Source organism: Paraburkholderia sp. 31.1 (assembly GCF_014397645.1).
Lineage (GTDB): Bacteria > Pseudomonadota > Gammaproteobacteria > Burkholderiales > Burkholderiaceae > Paraburkholderia > Paraburkholderia tuberum.
The window spans coordinates 24255-46555 of sequence record NZ_VZQN01000006.1 but is presented as its reverse complement, the minus strand read 5'-3'; the positions used below and the strand labels follow the sequence as shown (position 1 = coordinate 46555).

Below are 22301 nucleotides of genomic sequence, written 5' to 3'. Positions count from 1 at the left end.
CCATTGATGCCTCGGGTCGGGCAGTAGTCGGACCCGAAGCGGACCTTGGCATTTTCCGGAAGCAGCCGTTCGTGCCAGTGTCTCGCCACGTCTCCACGGGGCGAGGTCAATGAACGCAATCGCAATTAAATCTTGCGAATCTCAGGGCTGCAATCGTCAATGGCGTCCGTCCTACATCTGATTTTGACGTCGGCATGCATGCAGTATCTCGTTGACCGCAAATGCTCCTCTCACGGTCTGCACATTTTGCAGGACACACAGGTGATACGCTCTTTCGCGCGGCAAAAGCATTGCGCCATTTCTGTAAATCGCGTCGCACGAGTTGCTGATCTGGCGAGCCGCAAAGCTGCTCTGACTGTTTCCCAACGAATGCAGAATGCATTGATCGTAGTCTGGATTATCACTACCGTACGCTAGGGCCGAGAGCGGGGTGGCGAGCGTGATCGAGAGAAACAGATAGGCGAGTTTGAGCATGATTGCGACCAAGACTCAGGGATATAACGGCGGGCAGTTACCGATTATCAGCGATTCAGGCGTCAGTGTCGAATGACCGGTGGTGGCAGGGCCGAGTCAAACACTCGGCCCACCTATGTGAATGCCTCAGACCGACCCTCAACGGCCAGTCACGGTGCGCGCTCTCACTGGCAGAAAACTGACCGGTCCGTACGTTCAAGTGGCATTTTCGGGAACAACTATTCGACTTAGCCGCCGCTGGCCGGTCGCCACACCGACGGCGGCTTAAGCCAACAAGGTGCTGGGACCTGCGTCGTCATGGTGTTTCGCGTCCGCGGTCCGCGTGGGAGTCCGTTGTTTTGCGAGGAGAAAAGTTGAGCACGCCTGGTGAGGAACCGGAAGCCTAGTACCTCATCGATCGTGAACAAGAAGACGGTCGTAATGCCCTCGGAAAGAATGCTCACGCTCACAACAACCCGTCGAATTGAAGCGGAACGGTCGGTATCGGGGCAGCGCAGATAAAGTCACCGGAAGCGAATTCAAAGAGGCCTTTCGTTGGCGGGGCCTTGAGCTACGAAATCACCGTGTTTCTGTTAGTACGTCACAGAAGTCCCACTGCCAGTAAAACTGTGCTGGGTAGGAGCGTCATTTGCATAGTCGCCAACGGCCTGGATGATGTTCACGATCTGCTGCGGCAACCTGCCGCCGCTGACGGCGGTCATTGCAGTACGATCCATCTCAACGACTACGGGGAGGTCTTTGATTACCAGCGCGTTCATTTCGATTCTCCAAGGGTAAATTAGTCAGTCAGGAATGTCAGAGCTTGTTTTGAGGGTGTAGATACTCCTCGATGAGGATCAAGGCAAAGTGCGTGCCAAACGGTGGCACCGCGGTAAGCGATCACACAACTAATTGAAAATATTGGATTTTTAATGGCGAACAGTGTGAATTGGTAGACCGACATGCGCGCTGCGACCGGTGGGTCGGATCCAACTCTCCGTCTGGCGCTGTGGGTTAGATCGCGACACATGCGGTCCGCCTCCGTATCCCGTGTTTGTACGATGTCCTCGAGGCTTAGAATCCGATCGAAGCCTGAGGACAATGAGTCTGTCGCACGGTCGCTGAGGGAAACGCCGATTCGCTCCGCGGCTTTCCTCGTTTCAATGACGGGAGATGCTGTCAGTCAGCGAGACATTGCCCGGCTCTTCGATGTCTATCTGCACAAGCCGTTCTCCTGCGAGACACTCATGCAGGTCATCGAAGATGCTCGCTGCAGCAGCGATGCGAATACTCGCCAAGCCGCCTGGACTAACTGTTGTCGACGGAAGCGCACACAACCCATAGTCGGAGGTTCAACGGCAAGCCTCTTCCGGGTCACGGAGCAAAGCGAGCGGCAGCTTTCAGCATGAAAGCGACTTTTGAATGTCTGGCCGAGTGAGCGGGCGACCGGCTGAACATGGCCGAGAGCGCCAGTTCAATTGAAGGTCGCGCGAAGCGGGCGTGAACGGCACCGTCTGTTTTTCCGTATTCAAGGGCGCGGATGAGACAAGCGTGCCCCACTACACAGGCAAATCCAGCGTCGAAAGGCTTCCGCGAGCCGTCTGTGCATATGGCGAATGGCATATAGCAGGGAGTACCGCCGCGTCTAAACTGAAATTGCCGCCACATCACGATCACGACTTTTCTCTGGCCACATTCCGACGTGTCTGGGTCCTCCGGCGCAGTTGCCCGACTCGGCGAATCAATCCACCTGCCTTTGTCATCCGCTGAAAAGGGCGTAGTGACGGGCTGACGGGCGTTCAACGATGTGAGATCTGAACGATGGCCAAAAAATCTATGCGCGCACCAATTCTCGCCCTTTAATAAAGTGAACTAACGCCTTTGAACCGGAGGTCAGAATGGAGCAAGTTCTGCGTGCAGCGGTCATGCAAACGGGATCGGCCATGTTCGATGTCGAACGAACGCTGGCCAAGCTCGAACGGGACGTAGTCGCGGCGTCGAAACTCGATTCGCAATTGATTGTGTTCCCGGAAGCCTTTGTATCCGCCTATCCCAAGGGACTGCATTTCGGCGCTCCCGTCGGCGAGAGGACGCCTGAAGGCAGAGAGGACTATCGCCGGTACTTTGACAGCGCCATCGAGGTGCCATCCGTGTGGACAAATCGAATCGCGCAGATCGCAGGCGATCTGAGGCAATACCTGATTGTCGGTGTGATTGAGCGCGACGGCGGTACGCTCTACTGTACCGTCATCTTCCTGGCGCCCGATGGAACACTGCTGGGAAAACATCGAAAGCTGATGCCCACAGCGGCCGAGCGGTTGATCTGGGGGTTTGGCGACGGGTCGACGCTTCCCGTATTCGATACGCCTTTCGGTCGGCTGGGTGCGGTGATCTGTTGGGAAAACTACATGCCGCTTTTGCGCATGGCCATGTACGCGAAGCGAATACAGATTTATTGCGCGCCGACAGCGGACAGTCGGCCCACCTGGGTTGCTTCAATGCAGCACATTGCGATGGAAGGCCGCTGTTTTGTGCTCTCTGCGTGTCAGCATTTACGGCGCCGCGATGCGCCGGACAACTATGCTGCCGTCCAGGGCAACAATCCGGATACCGTCCTCATGCGTGGCGGCAGTTGCATAGTGGGACCACTAGGAGAGGTGCTTGCCGGGCCCGTGTTCGATGAAGACGCCCTGCTTGTTCATGAACTGGATCTCGCTGACCTCGCGAGGGGAAAATACGACTTCGATGTCGTAGGGCACTACGCACGTCCGGATATATTCCGCCTCCATGTAAATGAGTCGGTTACCCCACCCGTCGTCTTTGAGCAGAACCGTTGATTGCGCCTCGTCGGGCTGTTTCTCCGAAACGGCCTCGCACGGATGCCTAACGTCGGTCGCGACATCACCGAGGACATTCGGTCTCAGTATGCATTTCATTGCGGCACTTCGCCGTGCCTTCCTGAAACAGGCGAATGATGCCCGGTTCTCGGGCGATGGAGGACGCTATGTATTCCTTGTTGCCAATATTGGGACCTGATCCTGACGCCCCCGTGAGCGCGGAAGCATACTCATTGGGTAATGATGGTCAGGCAGCCGGAACCACATTTGTGAACGACGAGGGGCAATCGCGGCCGGTTGGCGCGCAATGGCTAAACGGCTGGCTTACCTCTACCCTTGCGCCTCCGAATCACACGACCCTCTGGGGTATCAACGACGGCCTTATCGCTGTGGGCAGCATGACAACGGACAACTACGCAACCGAGTCCGCCATCATCGTCGACGCCGGGAATGTGACTGACCTCTCGAACCTGGTCGGGCCGATCTCATGGGCGGCCGATGTCAACGATCAGGGGCTCGTTTGCGGCGGCGGCACTAACGGAGAGGGTTTCCTGTTCAGCGTGCCCGCAAACCGTCTCGTTGCCACTGTTCCGGCGCTTAATCTTGCCGTGATAAACAACCAGGGAGAAGCAGTTGGCTTTAGCGATTCCGGGAAGCCGGGAGTACATAGCGTCGCGAGCGGCACCACAAAGATGCTGGATGCGATGGAAAGCGCGTACGGCATTAACGACGCCGGGGTAGCCTGCGGAGCAGCCGGCACGCCGCCCACATACAAGGCCGTTCCGGGAACGTGCGACACACGGCAGGCGACGCCGGTCTTTCAGCCTATCCCGCTGCCCGCTGGAGCAACCGAGGGTACTGCAACGGCAATCAACAACAGTGGTGATGTGGTCGGCAGTTGCGTGTTTGACGATCCGTCGTTAAACAACGGCTTTCATTTTGGAGCTTTTCTCTATCAAAACGGAACGACGACGCTTCTGGACAAGCTGATTTCGGATCCCGGATGGCATCTGGAGGTTGTGTTCGATATCAACGCTAGCGGACAGATCATCGGGATGGGGAAGCAGAACGGCATTTTGACGGCTTTCATGCTGTCACCCACGACGAGCTGGCCATGGTGGCATTTTCCGTTGCCGGTACTTGTAGGGCGCCTTCTCGGGGGAGTGGCCGATGACGCAGGTGGTTCGCTAGTTCTTGGCGGAAGACCGATTCCAATCGATCCGTGGGGCCCCTGGCTGCAACTACAGCCGGAAAAGCGCGATGCGCTCATTGCACTGGCGATCGACGAGATCGCGAGTTCTATCTTTGACGAAGCGACCCGCGTGCAGGTGCGAACGACGTTGGTCGAAGCCGCAACCAGCCGCCTGAAAGGTATGAATGTCAGACGCGGTCGAACCGGACCGCGGCAAACCTCGAAACGAAACGCGGAGATTCCCAGAAAGCACGGGCTTCCGGTGAGCTGGCTAAAGAAGTTTGGCCGCTAGCGTCAACCTGGCGGATTCAACCGGTCGATGCAATAGTTCGATCGAATCGTTCAGCCGGTGTTTCGTAATCCAGGGTCTTTCGTGGTCGCTCGTTCAGCCTTCGTCCCACTCGTGTAGACTGCGCGGTTGTCCCAACAGATCGACCACCTCGGCCCGGCTCTTCCTCCTGGGTCCGGCGTGTGTCAATGCGCGCGTTCGACGCGCCCCCGACAACGCTTGATGGTTTTGACCAGCTGGTAGCAGACCCGAGCGAGTACTCGATCGAGCTGCCAGCGGAAGAACAAATAAAACGGATGCATTTCTGGAACACCCCCTGATTGAAGCGGAAATCGAATTGCTGGTTGATTGCCTGATCGGCGACGCCGCGCCGGACGAGGCAATCGATGTCGGGTCGAATTCCCGATCCAGCGAATTCGACATCGCGACACGCGCGCTCGCCGTCGACGGCTGGTGTGTCGTGTCGAACTTTTTGTCACAGAGCCAGACGCAGGCCTTATCGACCGAATGCATGGCCATGCACGACGCGCAGCTGCTGACACCAGCCCGTGTGGGGGCCAATCGCGCTGCCACACTTTTGCGCGGCGATAGCACGCACTGGTTCCAACCCGACGCGCTGAGCACGCGGCAGCAGGCGTTCGCCGATCGCATCGACGCGCTACGGAACGCGCTCAACCGCGACCTGTTTCTCGGTCTGGTCGATAGCGAATCACACTACGCGGTATATCCGCCAGGTGCCGGATACGCACGCCACCTCGACTGCCTGCGTAACAGCGACAGCCGCGTGATTTCCGCTGTGTTCTACCTCAACGAAGCGTGGCAGGACGCCGAGGGCGGCGCACTGCGGCTATACCTTGCCGATCAGTCTTATCACGACGTCTTTCCGCGCGCCGGAACGCTGCTCTTGTTTCTCTCGGCGGAGTTTGAACACGAGGTGCTGCCCGCCACGCGCGACCGCATGAGCATTGCATGCTGGATGAGGCAGCGGGTGTAAGCCGAACCGCGTGCGCATCTGTGGTTAACGTCCAGGATCGCGCCCTTTCGGATCAGCTTGACAATCAATTGCCGGATTTCGTTAGTGTCCAGTTCGGCATGGTGCCGATGGCATACGCGCGAAGCCAACGCCGAGTCACGACAATGTGGCCGAGCTCGGAAGCTCAATCAAGCCGTGAGCCCTCCTTTCGCCCCCGTCACCCTGGGTGCAGCAGACGCGGGAACAGAGTCCCCAATAAGTAGCTCAGTGTTGGAGATTTTCCTCGCAATCTTCCCAGTACCGAAGCGGGTCGCGATGTTGTGGATAGTGTAAGTTGAGCCACTCTGACAACCTGGCCCAATCGGGATGGTTGGTACCAGTTTGAGCCGACCAGATCGACGACCTCACAAGTACTCGACCGTTCACGCGATCACGGACGAGCAAGCTGCCCAGTCCGCTTGAACTGTTCGTCTGTGACTCAACCAGATACCGCGGCAGAATCCTGAGCTCAGCATCCTCGGCCCACCCGTATATGGCGCGGACCACGCCGGACGGATCTCGCAACTCTATGGGTCCGCTTTCCGGGCGAACGGCTGTCCAACCTTCAGGAAACTCAGTGACAACCTCGTTTTTACCTTCCCTTACCCACTTCGCGCGCCATGCCCTCGCCATCGACTCGCGCATGCGAGATACCGACTCGTAGGCAGCAGGCAACTCGATCGCCATCGGAAGAGTAATGAGGTTGTCTTTCCAGAGTTTGGCTTCGTCGTCGACGCGCTCGACCTCGTCGAACACCCCTGCATCGAATGGGTTCTCTGGCCGGCTCGATACTTTCACGTTCCCATTAGGCAGACCCTCGAAAAGGCGCTCAGCATCATGGCGGGTAAGTTTCGTCTTTCCTTTCTTCATTGGGCTCTCTGCAATAAGGTTGTCGCTAACGCGTAGGCCATAACGACCGAAATCGGGCGCCACTTCCTCTCACGCGCGTTTGAAGATGCTCACGATCCTATTCTGCGCTATTCGCATGTTACCGGCTTGCGCGGCGGCAATGGCGCGGCTTATGCCGCCGCTCCTGCCGCCGGACATCAGACGGGTCGATCCTCGCACAGGATCAGAGGATGAGCGGACGGGCGTCTATCGACTTCTCGCACAGTCTCCTTCTACCACAGCGGTTATCGAATGGAAGGAGGTGGCAGAATCCGGGCAACTGAACTGCCGTACACGACCCACTTGCCCCGCTCAGCCTAGGTTCGTAAGCGGCCGCTCTCCGCCGGCTGATATCGGACGGTTATTGCGGTCCCTCGGCGAAGTGCTGCGGGTTAGCACTACGCCTCAGGTCTTCGGTTGTCTGCCCGCTGCCATCAGGCCGCCAACCAGGCGGCTTGAACACATAGCCACACGCCTCGCGCAAAGAGTGCGCCGTTCGCAGATCGCGCCACGATGCACGCCAGTGGTCGAACTCGATAGTCAGCAGGTTATATGTCGTCATCGGTCGCACCAGCCCAAAGCGGCACGGCGTGTCGCGCTGTTCAGCTATGTAGGTGCCAAAGAGTCGGTCGAACACGATCAGCACGCCACCGTAGTTTCCATCCAGATATTCATCCCATACGAGTTCGGTGTGAAAGTGTCCATTACTACGACGCACAAGGAGGGCCTGGTGATCGGCATGCGCTCGATGCCGGGCAATCCGTACGACGGTCATACGCTGGCTGAAGCGCTGGAACAGGCCTCGATCGTGAGTGAGGCGAAGCCCGAGGTGGCAATCGTAGATCGCGGTTACAAGGGTGTCGCCGTCGACGACGTGAAGATTTACCACCCGGGCCTGCGGCGGGGCATCACACGCGGACTACGCGCGATGATCAGACGGCGAAGTGCAATCGGGCCAGCCATCGGCCATATGAAGACAGACGGAAAACTCGATCGCAACTGGCTCAAGGGCGCGCTCGGCGATGCGATGCACGCGGTGTTGTGCGGCGCCGGTCACAACCTGCGGATGATCCTGAGGAAGCTGCGGCTTCTTTGTGCCTTCATTCTCGCTGCCCTGATTAACCGCAGCATTGCCGTGACCCCATCGCCGTAACGCCCGTGGTCGGCAAAACGAATTGTTCAGGACGGACCAGCTAGTCGCGGGTGCTCCCCAAGCCCTCGTCGCGACGTTTCACGCGTACAGCATGACCATCCGGAACAGGGACGCGGGGAACATTTCAGATGGACAAGCCGTACCTATAAGATAATTGACGAACTTACATTACTTGTTCGCCAATGCACCGCACGACGTCGTGCATCCATGCCAACCCGGTGCGATTACGTCATAGTTGTCGACTGTTCCGACAAATCCATCGCCCTTGAAATTTGCCTTGGCTGTCGCCCAGCTTTGCGGGGTATGGAACACGTAAAGCGTGTCGGGCGAATAAGTACCGTGCTCGATCGTATCCTGCAATTGCGCCTGCACCTGGCCGAGCTTGTCGAAATCGACGCGCGCAAGATTGCCGCCGTTGATCGTCATCTTCGCATTAGACGCCATGAACGCAATCGGGACATAGGTGTAGCCGCCATCTAGCGGCATGACAAACGCGATCCGCTTGTACTGCCGGGGCACCTCTTTCCAGAAATCGGACGTGAGGGACGGGGTCCACTGCTGCGTCCATTGGCTTCTGAAATACTTTGACGCCTTGATCAGATCCGTGGCCTGGAAGACCACGAAGACACACAAAAGAGGAACTACCCATTTTCTGGGCGAGAGTTTGATGAAGCGAAATAGCAGAAAGACAATAGCCGCATAAAAAACCGGCCAGATAAAGCGACCCGAGGCGCGGAATGTCGACGTGAATCCTGTCAGGAAGGCCGGCATCGGGTACTGGAACAGCTCATGGCGGCCGCCGAGAGAGACCCGGTTTGACAGCGCGAACAGATAAAACAGCGCGCACACGAAGATCAGTGACGCGTGCGTGCCCCAGGCAATGGGCGCGTTCTTGCGATGTTTTATGATCAAGACCGCCGTCGTCACGAAGAGCAGTAAGACGCCAGCACCGATGTAGCAGAAACCTTCGTAATCTCCGCCGAGGAATCCATAGCTGCTCCAGATCGACCAGATGGCCTCCGCCCGGAACGGCGAGGTCAGGGTGACGCGATAGGTGCCGAATCCCCCCGACACGACGCTTCTGACCGTGTAATAGCCGACCGACCAGGTCGTGATCAAAACCGCAACGGCAAGACACGGAAGCTCGACAGCCAATTGCTTCAATCTTGCGCTACCGGGCGCAAGCAGGCGTACCCGATCGGCAAACCAGATGCCTGCGACCATGGCAAGCAAATAGGCGTGAATCGATGCGGTCACGCAAATCAACAGAATCCAGTGCCACATCCTGCCCCGGTTGGTCAGATAGAGATATAGCGCGGCAAGCAGCAGCCAATGCCCTATCAGGGCCTCATGTCCGTGAAGCCGCCAAAGCATAGGCGGAGAGAGTGTCAGAAGTGCGCAACCTAGTGCTTTGATCACGTTGTCCGTGGTGCGCAGCGACAGGATCGCCCAGGCAAAAACGGCCTGTAAAGCAAAGCAGGCGGCGATCCATAGCCCAAAATATTGAAATTGGTCCGGCAGGACGCCGCGAACCAGCTTGAACAGGATTGCGAGCAACGGTATTGAATCCGAGAATACGATCGAACTACCGATGACTTCCCCGTACCCCGGATTCAGGCCTAAGGGGAATTGCAGATACGGACTATGACGGAAAAAATTCCATCCGACGTATTGCTGCGGGGCGTCACCGTCGCTCGACATAATCCAGTCCACACGAAGCGGATTCAGCCCGTGTCCGCCCGTGAACGCCAGGAAGACGATTAAGCCGATAGCGGCCGGAATCAGGACGTTCCGAATGCGGAATAAGTCAGTCATTGTTAATGGAAAGTCTAGGTCGTATTGATGGTGAATGTAACGCAACTGGAAAAACGGTAGCGATGAATCGAGCAAGCCGGGAACCTGATGGCAGTGATATCCGAAGCCGCGAAGATTAAAAGTCTGGTAGCGGCATGGCGGCGGGGACGGTCGCCGTAACGCCCGTGGTCGGCAAAACGAATTGTTCAGGACGGGCTAACTACAGATCCTTCCTGCCTCCAGCGACGGTGGAGAATGGTAATCGTGAAGACGTTGTTTGGTCTAGAACCAACCCTGACTATCGACTTGCGGACAGCACAAGGCGAACCGTCAGGATGTCCGGCGATAGCTCGCTCACCAGCATTAAACCGCGGGTTATCGTTTATGGCAGTCTGAAACCGGGCCAGCAGCGGCCGTTCATCCGGATCTGCCGACCGACCGAAAGTGGCCGTTGTCCGCGCGATAGCGCTTGTCGCCGGGAAAAAAGCCGGCAGCGCTGCGCTGCGGCGGTCCCGAACCGAAATTCCCGGTTTCTGTGGCACGATTCACCGTCCGCTTCACTGATACCGTCACTGCCAACCGGGCACTGCCAACCGGCCACTGCGTCAAGACTATTGAAATAGTCGAAGAAATCCAAGGTCCCGATTTCACGAACTCTGGCATCCGCCGACGTTCCGCACTACCACCGCTTTGCGGCGTGCTATTTCTCCGGGACCGGATTGACGGACGAGGCCGTTTCTTCCGCATCGTTTCGCGCGATGCCCGGCGTCGCCTCACGGACCGATTGCCGCAAACGCGTGAACGCCTGGCTCGTGCGTGCATCGCGTTGGTCGCGTGCGTCGTAGAAGTCCTTGCTGAGCCACTGGCCGAGACTCATCATCAGCGAGCCCAACGCGCTCTTGAAGCGCACCCATGCGTTGCCGGTGCGCGCCAGTTGCGCGGCCGCCTCGACCGCCTCGGCGGCGAGCCGGTCCAGTTCCGCGTGCAGATAGTCGGCGAAGTGATGCAGGCCATGCTGATTGCCATTCGACGATTTGCGCTCCAGTTCGACGTGCTGCGCAATCAGCGATTGATTGGGTACGCGAATAAACGGCGGCGTATCGGTGCGCGCGCCGCCGCCACGGCGAATCGCCACACCGAGGTTCGCGGACGCCTCGGTGCGCTTGCCGAGCGGTGGCATTTGCCACTTGTCGCACAGGTACTTCAGCAGGCTGCAATGATCGAATCGTTCGTTGCACACGCCGGCTTCGCACCACGGTGACACCAGGATGGCGGGAACACGCACGCCGAGTCGTTTGAAATCGAAGCTCGCGGTGTGGTCGTCGGGCGCGAGCACGTCGGCCGGCGGCGATACGTGGTCGTAGAAACCGCCGTGCTCATCGTAGAGGACCACCAGTAACGTGCGCTCCCACAGCGCCTGATTCGAGCGCAGCGCATTGTAGGTATCCGCGATCAGCTTCTCTGCCTTCATGATGTTGTGCGGCGGATGATCGTCGTTCTGCGCTTCGCCGAAGTACTTCGGCTCGATCAGTACGAATTGCGGAAACTGACTGGCGGGTCCCGCTGCGTCCTCGAAGAATTGATCGAAAGGGCGGTAATTCGCGAGGTTTTCCGCGCGTCGCTGGTTCTTCAGCAGCAACGAGGCGGGGAAGTCGTAGAAATAGACGCTCCACGTTTTGCGCGCGGCGTTCAGCCGATCGAAAATCGTGTCCTGATCCTGCTCGGTGTACCAGTGCGGATTGAGCCCGTCGAGTCCCGAAGGCATTCCGATCTCGCCTTTCGACGTACCCGTCAGCGCGAAAAAACGGTTGGGCCACGTCGGCCCCGGCAATGACGAGAACCACCGGTCGCACACGGTGAATTGCGAACCGAGCGTGTGCAGCGCGGGCAGAAAGCCGAGCGGGTAATAGCCCATCACGTCTTGCCGCGCGGCGAGGCTGCTCTTCGGGTAGTCGTTCACGAACGTACGCACGAAACCGCTGTTGTCGGCGGCGATCTGTTCCATCACGGCCTTGTGCTCGTGATTCGGATCGTCCTTCATCTGCCGCTCGCGCGTTTCACGCGGATAGAAGGTGTGGCCTTGACCGTCGGCGTTCGATTTGCCGGCCGCGTTGCGCACGCCGTCCAGTTTGTCGTGCACGGCGTCGAGGCAGCCGAGCATCTGGTCGAACGAGTGATTCTCCATCAACAGTAGCACGACGTGTTCGATCGGATCGTTCTGCGCGTTCTGCTCGACGTCACTCATCTTCTATCGCTCCACTCGGGACGGGATGGACTTCGCGTTGCCAACTTAGCGCAAAACGCGCGCCGGCGAAAGAGCCCTGCTTTGAGGCGGACATGCACGCGACGGTCAATGTACTTCGTCGCATGCATGATTCGCTTAACGTAGCATCGACTCAACTGCCGCCCGAGAAGATCGGACCTTGCCCGCCCGGCGCGAACGATGGGAAGTGGTCGCCGGACGGCGCGGCCGCCGCCGGTGCGTGCGCTCCCGATTGCGACGCCGGTTCGCGCAACGTCAACGCGCTATCGGCCGTGATCGGCACGCTCGGCTTCGCGAGCAGCTCGGTCTTGCGCATCGAGCCGACCGACGTGCCGAAGTAATAGCCGATGATGCTGATCCACGCGGTTCCCAACGCGCCGACGATCACGTTGACGAGATCCTTGTTGGTACCCGGCAAAGGCTGGAACGCCATCAGCAGCAAAATGCCGAAGAAGCCGGTGGTGACCGCCATGGCGAGCACCTTCGGGACCCAGTCGCGATTGGCGACACCCATCGCGCGTGCATTCGCGGTGTCGCTCGTGGCGATGCGGGCCATGTCGGCGTCGTGCGCGAGGCTCGACTGCGCGGCCGTCACCATCAACTGCTGCAATTGCAGCGAATTCGCGCTTTCGGCCTGGCGAAGTTTTTCGAGTGCGCCGGGGTCGTTCAACGCGGGTTCCACGAAGGCCGGGTCGCCCGGCGTGCCGAGCGCGTGCGAGATGATCGCGGCGGCAGCGGTCACGCCGAGGCCGACCGGCCCCCCTACGAGCCCGGCGAGAAGCGGGGCGGTGCTGTTGATATTCTTCGCAACTTTAGACCAGTCCATCATGCTGCTCCCAGGAGAAGATTGGATGCCATGCGTTCGGTCCAGCCGCGGCTGAAATTTGGCCACGAATGCAGGTTCCGCAGGTACCGCAGACGATACGCGGCGAAGCGCATCACGAACTTCATCGGATCGGCGTTCTTGACCGCATCGAGCGTGTCGGGGCCGAACTTGCCGTCTTCCCTGGCGCCGGAAGCTTTCTGCATCCACAGCACGACGAGGCCGCCGTTGTAGTTCGCATCGAAAATCTGGAAAGCCACGCGCGGATCGAGTTCGTCGAGATGCAACGGGTCCCAGTACCTGCGCTTGGCGATCTGATTGGCGGTATCGAGCGGCAGGTCTTTCATCGCGCCGTTATAGCCCTCACTGCGCGCGACGCGCGCTGTCACACCCCACATCGTTTCGCCGCCTGGATCGGCCGGATTGAAGCTGTACCCGCCTTCGTTTCCGATCAAGGCTTTGAATGCATCTTCGAAGCTGTCCATCGAACTGTCTCCTGTTCGGCTGTGTTGCCAACTCAAATGGCGAATGCGCGCGGCTCAGGCCGCTTGCATCGCCCGTCCTACGGCGTCGCTTACCGTATCGAGCGATGCCCGAAGCGGGTACGACGTCATGGGATTCGAAACGGGCTTGACGCGCAGGTCAGGCCTCGATGTCCGGGTGTCGGCTTCGTCGGGCGATGCGTCCGTCGAGAGCGCCAGCTCGCGTTCGCGCGCCGACAACGTGCCGGCGTCGAGCTGCAATGCCTGTGCATACTTGCGCGCGGCCTCGCGCAGCGCGCCTTTGTGTTCCAGCGCGTGGCCCCATTCCACATAGGACGGCGCGAGATCGGGACGCAACGCGACGGCATGCGACAGCTTGTCGATTGCTTCGTCGTCGTGGCCGGTTTTGACGAGCGCCTCGGCCCAGTCGTGCAGCGTGTCGACGGAGTCGGGGTTCATCTTGGCAGCCTGCCTGAATGCTTCGAGTGCTTCGCGATCGTGCTTCTTCGAATGCAACAGCACGTCGCCGAGCAGTCGCAGGTTTTCAGCGGTGCGCGACTTTTCCTTCGCGCCGGCCCGCAGTTCCTTTAGCGCATCGTCGATGCGGTTCTGCTGTTCGAGCGCAATGCCGAGACTCGCGCGCAGCACCGCCGAGTGCTTGTATTGGGTCAATGCTTCACGGATCTGCTGCTCGGCTTCTGTCGAGCGCTGCTGACTGTCGAGCAACCACGCCTTACCCGCGACTGCCCATTGGGCTTGCTCGGATGAGGGCAACGCGAGGACTTCGTCATAGATCCCGACGATCTCGCGATAGTCGCATTGCGCGAGCGAGCATTTGGTCTTTTTTTGGACCTGCGTGAACAGATGACTGGCGAGGATGTTAGGTTCGGCGAGGCGCATCGCCGTGACTGCGATGTCGTGCACGAGCTTTTCGAGGTCGCGCCCTTCGAACGGCACCGTGCTTTCGCGGCCGTTGAACGGTCCGTGTTCTATCTGCACGTGCGCGACGTATGAATCCGCGCTGCCATTCGTCTTCGTGATGCCGATGTGCACGGCGACATCGTCGCGTTTGAGCACGCCTTTGATGAAGCGCACCGTCGTCGCATACGACATTTCCTGACCCGGAATCTGGATGTCCTGTTGCGCGTCGTTGCTGGTCATCGTGTCGTGCGGAATCGATTCGGCATCCTGGCCGATTTCCTTCATCGCCGACATGATCCGCTCGGCGAGAAAGTTCGCCGTATAGCCGCGCTCGGTCAACGTTTGCGGTGTTTCCACCGGCGGTACCAGCAATTGACGCGCGAGCACGCCGCGCACGACGAGACAGATGGAACCGATCGTCAGTAGGATGAACAACCAGGGCAGGACATACGGCCAGAGGCGTTTCGGTCCGCGGCCGATCACACCGGCGGTGTGCAAGCCGAACAGCACGAATCCGCTCGAATGATGACGATCGCGGCGATTCGCGGTGTGGGCGCGCCTGAACGGGCCGCCGTACCCGTTGGTTGACCGGCGTTGACTCTGTGCACTCGACATGACTCACCTCGCTTCGATCCGCGATCGATGTTGGCAATCGCCCGACTTGCGCGGTGGGGTATGCATCGAGCGTGCCATAGCGCATGGAACGGGCTGGCAGCGGGATGTTGGCTTCTGGTGGGGGATTGAAAGAAAGAAGTGTTGCGAGGTGGCCAACGTATTGCGAAAAACAGTTTGCTGGCGGGAGACAGGATGTGCGTTAGCAAATAAAAATGCCGCTCAGTCCAGAAGACTGAGCGGCATCGGTGAAGCGAACTACTGTTTGTGGACTCTGCGCTGCCGTGGCTTAAACCGAACTCGGCCGCCACTTCAACAATCGACTCTCCGCCGCGGTCAGCAGGTAGTCGGCGGCAAGCGCGACCACCGCCAGCACGATCATCGCCGCGAACACGCCGGCCGCATTGAACGCGCCTTGGGCGGTGGAGATCAGCAAGCCGATGCCCTGCTTCGAGCCGAGAAACTCGCCGACCACCGCGCCGACCAGCGCAAAGCCGAAGCTCACGTGCAGGCTCGCGAGAATCCAGCTGAGCGCCGACGGAATCACGACCGAGGTCGTCACCTGACGGCGCGACGCGCCGAGAATCTGCGCATTCGCGATCATGTAGCGATCCGCTTCGCGCACGCCCTGGAACGCGTTGGCGAACACGACGAAAAACACCATCACGACCGCGAGCGCGACTTTCGACGCCATGCCGAGCCCGAGCGCGATCACGAACACCGAGCCGAGCACGACGCGCGGGATCGAGTTGGCGATCTTGATGTAGAGACTGAACACGTCGGAGAGCAGCTTGTTGCGGCCGAGCACGATGCCGCAGAAGATGCCCCCGATCGAACCGATGATGAAGCCGAGCCCCGTTTCCTCGAGCGTGACCCACACCTGCGTGAGCAGCGGCCCTTGCGAGGTACCGTTCACGAACCAGTCGACGATCTGCGCGAAGATCTCGGTCGGCATCGAGAAGAAGAAAGGGTCGATCCACTTCAGGCGCGCGGACAGTTCCCAGCCGCCGAGCACGACCACGAGCAGGAGAATGCGCAGCGAAATCACCAGAACCTGGCGCTGGCGGATCTTCTTCTGCGCAATACGCTCGACGTGAGCGAGCGACGCGGCGTCGATGCCCGAGGGCATCATCTGTTGAGAGGGTGTAGACATGTTTGCCGTTCCTTGATTAACCGATCTGCACTTCTTCGCGCAGGTCATGCCAGATATCGCGCGAAATTTCGATGAAGCGTGAGTCGTAGCGGATCTCCGATGTGACGCGCGGTCGCGGCAGATCGATTTCGTAGACTTTCTTCAGCGTGGCGGGACGGGCAGTTAGCACGAACACGCGATCGGCGAGCGCAATCGCTTCTTCGAGGTCGTGCGTGACGAACACGACCGAGCCGGCGCCGCCCCACAATTGCAGCAACTCGTCCTGCATCAATGTGCGCGTCTGCATGTCGAGCGCCGAGAACGGCTCGTCCATCAGCAGGATTTCCGGCTTGTTGATGAAGGTCTGCGCAAGCGCGACGCGCTTGCGCATGCCGCCGGACAGTTGATGCGGATAGTGCTTGCCGAACTTGTCGAGGCCCACGCGGCGCAGCCATTCGTTCGCTTCGTCGTAAGCGGCCGATTTCGAGCGGCCGCGATACAGCGGACCCGCCGCGACGTTGTCGAGCACCGAGCGCCACGGAAACACCGCATCGGCCTGAAACACGAAACCGATGCGCGGATCGATGCCGTCCACCGGCGCGCCCATCACGCGCACTTCGCCGGTGGTCGGCTTCAGCAAGCCGGTGATCATGCTGAGCGTGGTGGACTTGCCGCAGCCGGTCGGGCCGACCACCGCGACGAATTCGCCGCGTGCCACCGACATGCTGAAGTCGCGCAGCGCGATCGTGGCCTTGCCGTCCGGGGAAATGAAACGGCACGACACGTTGCGCATTTCGATCGCTGGCGTCTCGCGTGACATAGGTTGATTCATCGGCGGGTGCCTCGCAGTTCTGTGAAGATGAAAGAAGCGTTACTTCGACGCGGTCTTGACCGGCGCCGACACGTAGTCGTTGGTGTAGGTCTTGGCGAGATCGATATGCTTGCCCTTCACCGACGGATTGAATGCGGACAGCACCTTCAGCACCGTATCCGGGCCGTCGGCGGGCATCTTGCCGTCCTTCGTGAACATCGGCAGCGACGCCTTCAGCGCGTTCACGTACAGGTCCTTGTTGTTGCCGTAGTAGTCTTTCGGCATCTGCGCGGCGATGTCCTCGGCGCTATGCGTCGCGATGTAGTTCAGCGTCTTCGCGAACGCATGCGAGAGCTTCGCGGCCTCGTCCTTGTGCGCTGCGGCCCACGCGCGCTGCACGTAGAAGCTCGAAGCGGGGTAGGTGCCGCCGAGCGCGGCGCGCGTGCCGTCCACGTTGCGCATGTCGACCAGCACCTTCGCGTCGCCGGTCTTGAGCAGTTGCGAGACGGTCGGCTCGGTGGTCATGCCGGCGTCGATGCGGCCTTGCTTGACGGCGGCGATGAAGCTGTTGTCCGCGCCGACCGGCAACATCGTGTATTGCGTCGACGGCACGCCCGCGCGCTGCGCGAGGTACTGCGTGAGGAAGCTGGTCGACGAACCGAGGCCGGTCACGCCGAGCGTCTTGCCTTTGACGTCGGCCATGCTCTTCAGCGAATCGGCCGCCTTCGTCGAGACCATCTCTACTTCGCCCGGCACCTGGCCGAAGACGACGAGCGCCTGCACTTCCTTGCCCTTGCTCTGCAGGTCGATCGTATGATCGTAGAAGCCGACCACGCCTTGCACCGCGCCCGCGAGCAGTTCGTTCTCCGCATCGACGCCGGCCGGCTGCGACAGGATCTCGACGTCGAGGCCTTCGTCCTTGAAGTAACCGAGCTGCTCGGTGAGCTTGGCCGGCAGATAGATGATCTTGGTGGCGCCGCCGACCATGATCGTGATCTTCTCGGCGTGAGCGGCGGCCGAAGCGGCGGCAAGGGCGAACGCAACTCCTGATACAGCGGCAATCTGGCGCAAGGTACGCATGAAGCAGTCTCCTTAGGTGGGTCGCCGCGACCCCGTGGTGCGCGGCGCTTTTCTGGGTCAATGGGGGCGATTATAGAAACGCGAAACCTTCTGGCAGCTTTCGGGGTTTGGCGCAAAACATGGGTGTTAACCCGAAAAAGCGCCGAAAATGCGCCGAAATTGCGCCGACATTGCGCGCGGATCGGCACCGCGCTCGCGGCGGGCACTGGACTATGCGGCAAACCACACGGTATGCGCGCGGCCCCCTTGTTTTAAGGCACAATCGACGACCTGACTTTTGCCGTTGCCGCCATGAAGCTGCTGCTGATCGAAGACAACCCCACGCTTGCGCACTGGCTCGCGAAGATGCTGGAGCAGGAGGCCTTCGCGCTCGACGCCGTGCAGGACGGCGATGAAGCCGACCGCCTGCTGCGCACCAATCACTACGACGTGATCCTGCTCGACCTGAACCTGCCGAAGCTGTCGGGCAAGAACGTGCTGCGCCGGCTGCGTCAGCGTGGCGACGCGACGCCGGTGCTGATCCTCACCGCGAGCGGCTCGATCGACGAGAAGGTGGAGCTGCTCGGCGCCGGCGCCGACGACTATCTGGTGAAGCCGTTCGAAGTGCGCGAGCTGATCGCGCGCATCAAGGTGGCGATTCGGCGGCAGTCGCCGTCGAAAGCGGGCGAGGTGGTGTGCGGCGATCTGTCGTTCGACATCGACACGCGCCAGTTCACGCTGAAGGGCGCGCCGCTGAACGTGACGCCGCGCGAGCGCTCGGTGCTCGAAGCGCTGATCCTGCGCCTCGGCAAGACGGTGACGAAGCCGGCGCTCGTCGATGCGATCTTCACGCTCGCCGACGAGCCGAGCGAGGATGCGGTCGAGATCTACATTTCGCGTCTGCGCAAGAAGCTCGATGGCAGCTCGGCCGCGATCGTCACGCTGCGCGGGCTCGGCTATCTGCTGCGCAAGCGGGAAGACGACCAGTAACGATGGCCAATAGCCTACGCATACGCCTGCTGTGGTGGCTGCTCGTGCCGCTCGCGCTTTATGTGTTCGTGACCGGCAAGACCGAGTACGACAACGCGCGGCACACCGCAAATCTGGTGCAGGACAATCAGCTGGTCGCGTCGGCGCGGATGATCGCGGGCGAGGTCGAATGGAGCGACGGCTTTCTGCGTGTCGATGTGCCGCCCGCCGCGCTCGAGATCTTCGCATCGCCGTATCGCGACCAGGTGTTCTATAGCGTGCGTGTCGACGATGGGCGGCTGCTCGCGGGTACGCCTGATTTCCCGCCGCGTCCGCTGCGGGCGCCCGACGTGCCGGATTCGTACTACACGCAGTTGCACGGCCAGCAGGTGCGCGCTGTCGACATCGTGCGGCTCATGTACGACAACGGCGCGACGCGTCCCGTGCGCGTGACGGTCGGCAAGACCGTGCGCTCGCGCGATGCGATGACGCAACAGCTGTGGCGGCCGCAACTCGTGCGCCAGCTCGAAATGATCGCGCTGGCGGTGGCGCTCGTTTGCATCGGGCTCACGTTCGAGTTGCGGCCGTTGATGAAGGTGAAAGACGAGGTGGCCGACCGCGATCCGATGCAGCTCGAACCGATTCGCGTCGAGCGTCTGCATACGGAACTGCGACCCATCGTCGATGCGATCAATCAGTGCATCGCGCGGCTCGGCGTGCAGGTGGCGGCGCAGCGGCGCTTTATCGCCGACGCCGCGCATCAGTTGCGCACGCCGCTCACGCTGCTCGGCACGCAACTGCAATTCGCGCGGCAGCAGGAAGGCCTCAATCCCGCGCTCGACGAAGCGCTTGCCGCGATGCATCGCAGCAACCGGTCGATGGTCGGGCTCACCAACAAGCTGCTTTTGCTCGCGCAGGCCGAGGCCGCCGACAACTCGCAGCTCGCCATGGAACGCGTCGATCTGGTGCCGCTCGCGATGGAGGTCGTCGAAGATCTCGGCCTGCTCGCGCAGGCACGTGAAATCGATCTGGGCGCGGAATTGCACGGCGCGGCGCCGGTGCTCGGACATCTCGGCTTGTTGCAGGCACTGATCGCGAATCTCGCCGAGAACGCGATTCGCTATACGGGCAGCGGTGGTCACGTGACGGTCGCCGTGAACGCTGATACCGCGGCCAATGCGGTGACGGTCAGCGTGACCGACAACGGCCCCGGCATTCCGGCCGAATCGCGCAGCCGCGTGTTCGAGCCGTTCTTTCGTGCGTCGACGGATACCGAGGGCACGGGCCTCGGTCTTGCGATCGTGCGCGAAATCGCGGACGCCCATCACGGCGAGATCACGCTGAAGGCGGGCGAGGGCGGCAAGGGTGTGCATATCGCCGTGACGTTTCCGCGCGCGACGCCGAAGTGATCGGGATAAGCCCGAGGTTCGCGCAACATGCACAGCCGTGAAAGCATCGGGAAGGGTTCGCGCCTTCAAAATCACGGGCAGGCGACCCGCGCGGCGCCCAGATGCAAGATAACGGAGACACCCCCAATGAAGCTTTCCTTGACGCGTTTCTCGCGCGCGGCCTATGCCGCCGTCGCGGCGTCGCTCGCGCTGTGCGCGCTCGCGAGACTCGCGACGTCTGCGCAAGCCGCCGCGCCGGAGAAACTCGCGATCATGGTGGGCGGTACCAACAAGCTCATCTATCTGCCGGCGCGTCTTGCCGAACAGCTCGGCTATTTCAAGGCCGAAGGGCTCGACGTCGAACTGCTGTCGCAGCCGACTGGAATAGACGGCGAAAACGAAATGCTCGCGGGCGCGGTGCAGGCCGTGGTCGGCTTCTACGATCACACGATCGATCTGCAGACACGCGGCAAGGAAGTGAAGACGATCGTCGTGTTCAGCCAGGTGCCCGGCGAAGTGCAACTGGTCGCGGCGAAATCGGCCGATTCGATCCGGAGCATGGCCGACGTGCGCGGTAAAACGCTCGGCGTGACGGGGCTCGGCTCCTCGACGAGTTTTCTCACGCAGTACCTCGCACAGCGCGCGGGCGTGCGGTCCACGCAATACACGCTGCTGCCGGTCGGCGCGGACAGCAGTTTCATCGCGGCGATGCGGCAAGGGCGCATTCACGCGGGTATGACGACCGAGCCGACCGTCACTCGACTATTGAAAGCGGGCGACGCCAAAGTACTCGTCGACATGCGCAATGTCGATGGCACGCGCGCCGCGCTCGGCGGCATGTATCCGGCGTCGAGCCTCTACGTGCAAAGCACGTGGCTCGACGCGCATGCCGACGAAGCCGCGAAACTCGCGCGCGCATTCGTCAAGACGCTGCGCTATATGCACACCCACAGCGCGGAACAAATCGCCGCGCAGATGCCAAAAGAAGACATCGGCAACGACAGGGCGCTGTATATCAGCGCATTGCAGGCCTCGCTGCCGATGTACACCGTCGACGGCAAGATGCCAGCCGACGGTCCGCAGACGGTGCTGAAGGTACTGTCGAGCTTCAATCCGGCGGTGAAGGGGCGGCATATCGATCTGTCGCGCACGTTTACCGATCAGTTCGTCGATGACGTGAAGCCTTGAAAGCGGGCTGACCGCGTGGGTCGCTTCGAGCACAAGATGAAGCTTCACAATGGTTACGTCGTCGCCACGACGTTTGGCGCGAAGAACCAGTTGCAATTGACGACGGGTATTCGCACGCGATTCTGAGTTGCGGAACGGCTTGCGAATGCCACCTCACGACTTCCGCTCACGTCCCGCACGAGTCTTGTCCGCTCCGCTCCTCGCGCGGGTCTGCGCCGCGAGTTCCTCGACCATTTCCCGCGCGGCCGTCTGCAACTCGGGCACATAGCGCCGCTTCGCTTCCGCGAGCGACACCGCGCGCGACAGAAACACCACGTTCAAGCTCGCGAGCACGCGTTCCTCGAACACGATCGCGACGGCAACCGCGCCGATCTTCCCCTGGTCCGCCCAGTCGCCGTGATTCGAGCCAAACCCATCCGCGCGCACGCGTCGCACGAGGCTGCGGACCAACGCGTCGTTCGACGCGAGCGCCTTCTGCTCCTCGCCTCCCGCGCCCGCGCGCAGCAGATCGAGAATGTCCTCGCGCTCCTCGTCGGGGCACATCGCGAAATACGCGCGACCCGCCGCGGTCAGCAGGATCGGCAAACGGCGGCCGACCATCGCGCGATGAAACGATAGCGGACTGAAGCGGTGCGTGGTCTCGCGGACGATCATCGCGTCGCCGTCGGGCGTGGTCAGATCGGACGGCCACGCGACGCGTTGCAGCAGACGCCCCATCACCGGCGGCGCGATCGTCGCGATACGTTCGTCGTCGGTGAAGCCTTCGCTCAGCGCGCGCACCTTCAGCGTGAGCCGGAAGCTGTCGTCCGACGCGCTGCGCCGCACGAAGCCTTCCTCCATCAACGTTTCGAGCAGCCGCCGCGCGGTGGTGCGATGCAGGCCGGTCAGCTCGCTGATCTGCTGGCTCGTCGCGCGGCCGCTGTCCATCGAGTTGAGCGCCTGCAGCACCTGCAAGCCGCGCGACAGACCTCGCACATTCGTGTATTTATTCACTTGAAACCTCAATCAAATCAACTATGTGCATTCTATGCACAA

General features: G+C 60.7%; 18 protein-coding genes and 2 pseudogenes. 7 read left to right on the top strand and 13 right to left on the bottom strand.

The window, feature by feature from the left end; genetic code table 11:
* Positions 1-171 precede the first annotated feature (171 nt).
* Both F6X37_RS05455 and F6X37_RS05450 read right to left on the bottom strand, forming a co-directional pair.
* On the bottom strand, positions 172-474 hold the full coding sequence (locus F6X37_RS05455; protein WP_184046296.1) for a VF_A0006 family four-cysteine protein: 303 nt from the start codon (positions 472-474) through the stop codon (positions 172-174).
* 572 nt (positions 475-1046) lie between these two features.
* Entirely contained in the window at positions 1047-1232 is a 186-nt protein-coding gene (locus F6X37_RS05450; protein ID WP_184061621.1) for a hypothetical protein, read from the bottom strand.
* Between the two features lie 1119 nt (positions 1233-2351).
* Between F6X37_RS05450 and F6X37_RS05445 the strand changes: the two genes are divergently transcribed.
* The 3 genes from F6X37_RS05445 (at position 2352) to F6X37_RS05435 (ending at position 5765) form a co-directional block, all read left to right on the top strand.
* Positions 2352-3290 (top strand): nitrilase-related carbon-nitrogen hydrolase, encoded by a 939-nt coding sequence (locus F6X37_RS05445; protein WP_187610587.1) that lies wholly within the window; start codon positions 2352-2354, stop codon positions 3288-3290.
* A 167-nt stretch (positions 3291-3457) separates the two neighbouring features.
* Positions 3458-4774, top strand: a complete 1317-nt coding sequence (locus F6X37_RS05440; protein WP_187610586.1) for a hypothetical protein — start codon at positions 3458-3460, stop codon at positions 4772-4774.
* Positions 4775-5282: 508 nt separating this feature from the next.
* Positions 5283-5765: a 2OG-Fe(II) oxygenase gene (locus F6X37_RS05435; protein ID WP_090810248.1), complete on the top strand. Its 483-nt coding sequence runs from the start codon at positions 5283-5285 to the stop codon at positions 5763-5765.
* A gap of 243 nt (positions 5766-6008) precedes the next feature.
* Here F6X37_RS05435 and F6X37_RS05430 read toward each other — a convergent pair whose 3' ends face one another.
* Together F6X37_RS05430 and F6X37_RS36695 are read right to left on the bottom strand one after the other, a co-directional pair.
* Positions 6009-6653 (bottom strand): hypothetical protein, encoded by a 645-nt coding sequence (locus F6X37_RS05430; protein ID WP_187610585.1) that lies wholly within the window; start codon positions 6651-6653, stop codon positions 6009-6011.
* A 379-nt stretch (positions 6654-7032) separates the two neighbouring features.
* A pseudogene (locus F6X37_RS36695) lies at positions 7033-7344 on the bottom strand (sterol desaturase family protein); the annotation flags it as partial.
* Between the two features lie 3 nt (positions 7345-7347).
* Between F6X37_RS36695 and F6X37_RS05425 the strand changes: the two are divergent.
* Positions 7348-7824 (top strand): annotated as a pseudogene (locus F6X37_RS05425) (transposase); the annotation flags it as partial.
* A gap of 168 nt (positions 7825-7992) precedes the next feature.
* Here the strand turns inward: F6X37_RS05425 and F6X37_RS05420 are convergent.
* From F6X37_RS05420 to F6X37_RS05385, 8 genes are all read right to left on the bottom strand, one after another.
* Positions 7993-9714: a DUF6311 domain-containing protein gene (locus tag F6X37_RS05420; protein ID WP_187610584.1), complete on the bottom strand. Its 1722-nt coding sequence runs from the start codon at positions 9712-9714 to the stop codon at positions 7993-7995.
* Between the two features lie 604 nt (positions 9715-10318).
* Positions 10319-11863, bottom strand: coding sequence for an alkaline phosphatase family protein (locus F6X37_RS05415; protein ID WP_187610583.1), 1545 nt, complete (start codon positions 11861-11863; stop codon positions 10319-10321).
* Between the two features lie 151 nt (positions 11864-12014).
* Positions 12015-12707 (bottom strand): hypothetical protein, encoded by a 693-nt coding sequence (locus F6X37_RS05410; RefSeq protein ID WP_187610582.1) that lies wholly within the window; start codon positions 12705-12707, stop codon positions 12015-12017.
* Positions 12707-13189, bottom strand: coding sequence for a glycoside hydrolase family 108 protein (locus tag F6X37_RS05405; protein WP_187610581.1), 483 nt, complete (start codon positions 13187-13189; stop codon positions 12707-12709). The genes F6X37_RS05410 and F6X37_RS05405 overlap by 1 nt, the downstream gene beginning before the upstream one ends.
* Positions 13190-13243: 54 nt before the next feature.
* Positions 13244-14722: a tetratricopeptide repeat protein gene (locus F6X37_RS05400; protein WP_187610580.1), complete on the bottom strand. Its 1479-nt coding sequence runs from the start codon at positions 14720-14722 to the stop codon at positions 13244-13246.
* A gap of 286 nt (positions 14723-15008) precedes the next feature.
* Entirely contained in the window at positions 15009-15872 is an 864-nt protein-coding gene (locus tag F6X37_RS05395) for an ABC transporter permease (protein ID WP_187610579.1), read from the bottom strand.
* 16 nt (positions 15873-15888) lie between these two features.
* Positions 15889-16683 (bottom strand): ABC transporter ATP-binding protein, encoded by a 795-nt coding sequence (locus F6X37_RS05390; protein ID WP_184024643.1) that lies wholly within the window; start codon positions 16681-16683, stop codon positions 15889-15891.
* Positions 16684-16722: 39 nt separating this feature from the next.
* Positions 16723-17742: an ABC transporter substrate-binding protein gene (locus F6X37_RS05385; RefSeq protein ID WP_187610578.1), complete on the bottom strand. Its 1020-nt coding sequence runs from the start codon at positions 17740-17742 to the stop codon at positions 16723-16725.
* Positions 17743-18033: 291 nt separating this feature from the next.
* On the opposite strand from F6X37_RS05385, the gene F6X37_RS05380 reads away from it, so the two are divergent.
* The 3 genes from F6X37_RS05380 (at position 18034) to F6X37_RS05370 (ending at position 21266) form a co-directional block, all read left to right on the top strand.
* Positions 18034-18711, top strand: coding sequence for a response regulator (locus F6X37_RS05380; protein WP_018423692.1), 678 nt, complete (start codon positions 18034-18036; stop codon positions 18709-18711).
* Positions 18712-18713: 2 nt separating this feature from the next.
* Complete coding sequence (locus F6X37_RS05375) at positions 18714-20099, top strand: sensor histidine kinase (RefSeq protein ID WP_187610577.1); 1386 nt, start codon at positions 18714-18716, stop codon at positions 20097-20099.
* Between the two features lie 126 nt (positions 20100-20225).
* On the top strand, positions 20226-21266 hold the full coding sequence (locus tag F6X37_RS05370; protein WP_187610576.1) for an ABC transporter substrate-binding protein: 1041 nt from the start codon (positions 20226-20228) through the stop codon (positions 21264-21266).
* Positions 21267-21419: 153 nt separating this feature from the next.
* Here the strand turns inward: F6X37_RS05370 and F6X37_RS05365 are convergent, their stop codons facing one another.
* Positions 21420-22259 carry a DNA-binding transcriptional regulator gene (locus F6X37_RS05365; RefSeq protein ID WP_187610575.1) on the bottom strand — a complete coding sequence of 280 codons (840 nt, stop codon included), beginning with the start codon at positions 22257-22259 and terminating at the stop codon, positions 21420-21422.
* Positions 22260-22301: the final 42 nt, after the last annotated feature.